The organism is Actinosynnema sp. NPDC059797, from assembly GCF_042732085.1.
Lineage (GTDB): Bacteria > Actinomycetota > Actinomycetes > Mycobacteriales > Pseudonocardiaceae > Actinosynnema.
In genome coordinates this window covers 1-5,220 of sequence record NZ_JBHWIE010000445.1, presented here as the reverse complement: position 1 = coordinate 5,220, position 5,220 = coordinate 1, and the positions used below count along the sequence as shown (strand labels likewise).

The 5,220-nt window shown below is 75.8% G+C and carries 2 protein-coding genes; both read left to right on the top strand.

From position 1 onward, the window contains the following. The coding region (locus ACFV4N_RS39415; protein WP_499677789.1) for an amino acid adenylation domain-containing protein at window positions 1–3,972 on the top strand (3,972 nt) is incomplete at its 5' end. A gap of 92 nt (window positions 3,973–4,064) precedes the next feature. Next, complete coding sequence (locus tag ACFV4N_RS39410; protein WP_499677788.1) at window positions 4,065–4,985, top strand: TauD/TfdA family dioxygenase; 921 nt, start codon at window positions 4,065–4,067, stop codon at window positions 4,983–4,985. Window positions 4,986–5,220 lie beyond the last annotated feature (235 nt).

The following is a 5,220-nucleotide window of genomic DNA, read 5'->3' as shown; positions in this document are numbered from 1 at the left end:
CTCAACGTCTACGGGCCGACGGAGACCACGGTGTGGTCGACGGCGTCCGTCGTGGACGGGGGCGCGCCGACCATCGGGCGGCCGCTGACCGGCGAGCGGTGCTTCGTGCTCGACGAGTTCCTCCGGCCGACGCCACCCGGCGTGACCGGGGAGCTGTACATCGGCGGCGCCGGGGTCGCCCGCGGGTACGCGGCGATGCCCGGCCTGACCGCGATGCGGTTCGTCGCGAGCCCCTTCGAACCGGGGAGCAGGGTCTACCGCACGGGCGACCGGGTGCGGTGGACGCGCTCGGGGGAGTTGGAGTTCGTGGGCAGGTCCGACGACCAGATCAAGGTCCGCGGGTTCCGGATCGAGCCCGGGGAGGTGGAGGCGGTCCTGCGCGCCTGTCCCGGCGTCCTGGCGGCCGTCGTGGTCGCCCGTGAGGACCGGCAGGGGGACCGCAGGCTCGTCGCGTACACCACCGGCGGTGTTCCCACGCGGGTCCTGCGCGCCCACGCCGCCTCCACCCTGCCCGAGCACATGGTGCCGTCGGTGTTCGTCGAGCTGGGCGAGCTGCCGTTGAACGCCAACGGAAAGGTGGACCGCCGCGCCCTGCCGCGCCCCTCGGTCGAGGCGGGTCCGGGCCGCGCCGCGACTTCGGTGCGGGAGGAGATCCTGTGCGGCCTGTTCGCCGACGTCCTGGGCGTCGACCGGGTCGGGCCGGACGACGGGTTCTTCGACCTGGGCGGGCACTCGTTGCTGGTGACCAGGCTGGTCGGCGCGGTCCGGGCGGTGCTCGGCGCGGAGCTGGCCGTGCGGGAGGTGTTCGACTCGCCCACGCCCGCCCGCCTGGCGCGGGTGCTCGACGGCGCCGCCCCCGCTCGCCCGGGTGCCGCCCGCGGCCCGCGCCCGGCCCGCGTGCCGCTCTCGGCGGCGCAGCGCCGGCTGTGGTTCCTGAACCAGTTCGACGGCACGCCCCCCTACACCGTCCCCGTCGTCCTGCGGCTGCGCGGCGACCTCGACGCCGACGCGCTCGACGACGCGCTGGCGCTCGTCATCGCCCGGCACGAACCCCTGCGCACCGTCGTCGCGGACGACCTCGACGGCCCCCACCAGGTCCTGCTGCCACCGCCGGGCCGCGTGCTCCGGCGCGTCGAGCGCACCGAGGCCGAACTGCCGGACCTGCTCACCGCCGAGGCCACGCACGAGTTCCGGCTCACCACCGACCTCCCGCTGCGCGCGACGCTCGTCTCCCTCGGTCCCGACGAGCACGTGCTGTCGCTCGTCGCCCACCACATCGCCCTCGACGGGTGGTCGGCGGGGCCGCTGCTGCGCGACCTGTCCGCCGCCTACACCGCGGTCCGGACCGGCGCGCGGCCCGACTGGCCCGCCCTGCCGCTCACCTACACCGACCACGTCCTGCACCAGCGGGACGCCTACGACGGGGCTGCGCCGGATCCGCACCTCGACCGCCGGCTGGCCGCGCTCGCCGACCTGCCCGCCGAGCTGGCGCTGCCCGCCGACCGACCTCGCCCCGCCGCGCCCACCCACTGCGGCGGCCGGGTCGCGTTCGACGTCGGGCCCGCCCTGCACGCGGCGCTGACCCGCCTGGCCAGGGCCGAGGGCGCCACGTTCTTCATGGTCGTGCAGGCCGCGCTCGCGACCCTGCTGACCCGGCTCGGCGCGGGCACGGACATCCCCGTCGGCACCCCCGTCGCCGGTCGTGACGACCCCGCCGTGGGCGATCTCGTCGGGCTGTTCCTCAACACGCTCGTGCTGCGGACGGACACCTCCGGCGCGCCCGCGTTCCGCGAGCTGCTGCGCAGGGTGCGCGAGACCGACCTGGCCGCGCACGACGACCGGGACGTGCCGTTCGAACGCCTCGTCGAACTCCTCAACCCGCCTCGCGCCACCGGTCGCCACCCGCTGTTCCAGGTGATGCTCAACCCCAACGTCGCGGCACCCGCCGCCCTGGCGCTCGACGGCCTGACCGCCACCGAGGAACCGGTGGCGGGCGGAGCGGCGCGCCTCGACCTCACCCTCTCCTACACCGAGCTGCCGGAAGGGGTGCGAGCGGCCTTCGAGTACGACCGCGACCGGTTCGACGACACCACCGCCGCCCGGCTGGCGGACCGGTTCCTCCGCGTGCTCGACCAGGTCGCCGCCGACCCCGACGTCCCCCTCCGCGACATCGAGGTCGCCGACCCGGCGGAACTGCGGCAGGTGACGCTGGAGTGGAACGACACCGCCGTCCCCGGCGAGCCGGACGACGTCCTGACCTCGGTGTTCGCCCAGGACCCCGCGGCGGTCGCGCTGGTGTCCCGGGACGGGGAGGTGACCTACGGCGACCTGTTCGGGCGCGTGGGGCGGTTGGCGGGCGGGCTGCGCGCCAGGGGCGTGGGAACCGAGTCGCTGGTCGGGGTGATGCTGCCCCGGTCGGTGGAGCTGGTGGTGGCGTTGCTGGCGGTGTGGCGCGTCGGCGCGGCCTACGTGCCGCTCGACCCGGACCTGCCCGCCGAGCGGGTGCGGGTCATGACGGAGGACGCCCGACCGGCCCTGGTGCTGACCGCGGCCTCCGCGGCGGAACTCGCCGGGGCGGGGTGCGACGCGCCGGCCCCCGGTGTCGTCGCGGGCGAGCAGGCTGCCTACGTGATCCACACGTCCGGGTCGACCGGGGCGCCCAAGGGCGTGGTCGTGTCGCGGCGCAACGTGGCCAACCTCCTGGCCGACATGCGCGCGAGGCTGGGCCTGACGCCCCGGGACCGCTGGCTGGCGGTGACCACCGCGGCCTTCGACATCTCCGTCCTGGAGCTGTTCGGGCCGCTGACGTCGGGGGGTCGCGGGGTGCTCGCGGACGCGGACGAGGTCCGGGACCCCTCGGCGCTGCACGGGCTGATCGACGAGCACGGGATCACGGTCATGCAGGCGACGCCGACGCACTGGCGCGCGGTCCTGGCCCACCGGACCGACGGGCTGCGCGGCGTCCGGGTGCTGACCGGCGGCGAGGCCCTGCCCGCCGACCTCGCCCGCGACCTGGTCTCCGCCACCGCCGGCGTGACGAACGTCTACGGCCCCACCGAGACGACCGTGTGGTCCACGGCCACGCCGGTCACGTCCGCCGCGGCCTCGCCGCCGCCGATCGGCCGCCCGATCGCCAACACGCGGTGCCACGTCCTCGACCACCTGCTGCGCCCGGTGCCGCCCGGTGTCGTCGGGGAGCTGTACCTGGCGGGCGACGGCGTCGCCCGCGGCTACCTGAACCGGCCCGGCCTCACCGCGGAGCGGTTCGTGGCCGACCCGGCGGGCCCGCCCGGGAGCAGGCTCTACCGGACCGGCGACTCCGCACGCTGGCTGCCCGACGGCGCGCTGGACTTCCTCGGCAGGACCGACGCGCAGGTCAAGGTGCGCGGTCACCGGGTCGAGCCGGGGGAGATCGAAGCCGCCCTGCTGGCGCACCCCGGTGTCACGGGGAGCGCGGTGGCGCTGCACGACGGCCGCCTGGTCGCCTACACCACCGGTGCCGCCGACCCCGCCGCGCTGCGCGAGCACCTCGCCGCGCACCTGCCCGGCCACCTCGTGCCCTCCGCGATCGAGGTGCTCGACGCCCTGCCGGTGACCCCCGGCGGCAAGCTCGACCGGGGCGCCCTGCCCGCTCCGCGGCGGATCGCCACCGCCGGGGGCCGGGAGCCCGCGAACCCCCGCGAGGCGCTGCTCCGCGACCTGTTCGTCGAGGTCCTGGGTGCGGAGCGGGTGGGGGTCGACGACGGGTTCTTCGAACTCGGCGGCGACAGCATCCTGTCCCTGCGCCTGGTGGTCCGGGCGAGGGCGGCGGGGCTCGGCTTCGGCGTCCGCGACGTCTTCGAGCACCGGACGCCGGCGGCCCTGGCCGGGCTGTCGGTCGACGTGACCGAGGACGTCCCGGTGCCGACCGCGTTCTCCCTCACCGCGCTGAGCGACACCGAACTGGACCGGCTGCGCGCGGAGTGGTCCTGACCGACTCCGCCGAACGCGCACGACCGCTTTTCACAGAACCGCGCAGCGCGGACCCGTTCCCGCGGCGCGACCACCGACGAGGAGGACCGATCGTGCCCACCGACCTGTGGCAGCCCCACGAGATCTCCGGCCGCGACGTCGGCCCGGTCGAGGACCTGCTGTCCGACCACGAGCACGTCGACAGCCTGCTCGCGCGGCACGGGGTCCTCGTGTTCCGCGGGTTCGGCGTCACCGAACCGGGCCTGGCCCCGGTCCTCGACCACCTGTTGCCGGACCGGCTGGCCTACGTGCACGGCAACTCGCCGCGCACCAAGGTCGGCGGGAACGTCTACACCTCCACCGAGTACCCGCCCGAGTTCACCATCTCGATGCACAACGAGCTGTCCTACTCCCACGCCTGGCCCAGCCGGCTGCTGTTCTACTGCGCGCGTGCGCCGGAATCCGGTGGCGCCACCCCCGTGGTGGACTGCGCCGGGTGGCTGGCGGCGCTCGACCCGGACGTCCGCGAGGCATTCCGCGGCGGCATCCGCTACATCCAGAACCTCCACGACGGCTTCGGCCTCGGCAAGAGCTGGCAGGACACGTTCGAGACCGGGGACCGCGCGGACGTCGACTCGTTCCTGGACTCGACGGGGGCGGACTGGTCCTGGCAGGACGACGGCGGGCTGCGCGTCAGCCAGGTCCGACCCGCCACCACCGTCCACCCGGTGACGGGGGAGGAGGTGTGGTTCAACCAGGTCGACCAGTGGCACCCCGCCGCCCTCGGCGACGACGTCGCCGCCGAACTCGCCGAGCTGCTGCCGCCGGAGGAGCTGCCGCAGTCGGTCACCTTCGCCGACGGCGAGCCCATCCCGGCCGAGCACGTGCTCCACGTCCGGGAGCGGGGCCTCGCCCTCGCGATCGACGTCGAGTGGGCCGCCGGCGACTTCATGCTGGTCGACAACGTCCGCGCCGCGCACGGTCGACGGCCGTACACGGGTCCCCGCCGCGTCCTCGTCGCGATGTCGAGCTGATCGGGGGCCCACGCGCGCGGGAACCGCCGCGGACCGGAGTCGGCGGCGGTTTCCGCACCTCGACGGAGCACCCGCCGGGGTTCACCACCTCGGCGCACAGCGAGCTGTCCCGCGCCCGCGCCCGGCCGACCCGGTTGCCGTTCTTCCGCGCGGTGGCGGCCGATTCCGGTGGCGCGGCCCCGTCGCGGGCCGCGCCCGGTGGCCGGCCGGGCCCGACCCCGAGGTGCGCCCGGCG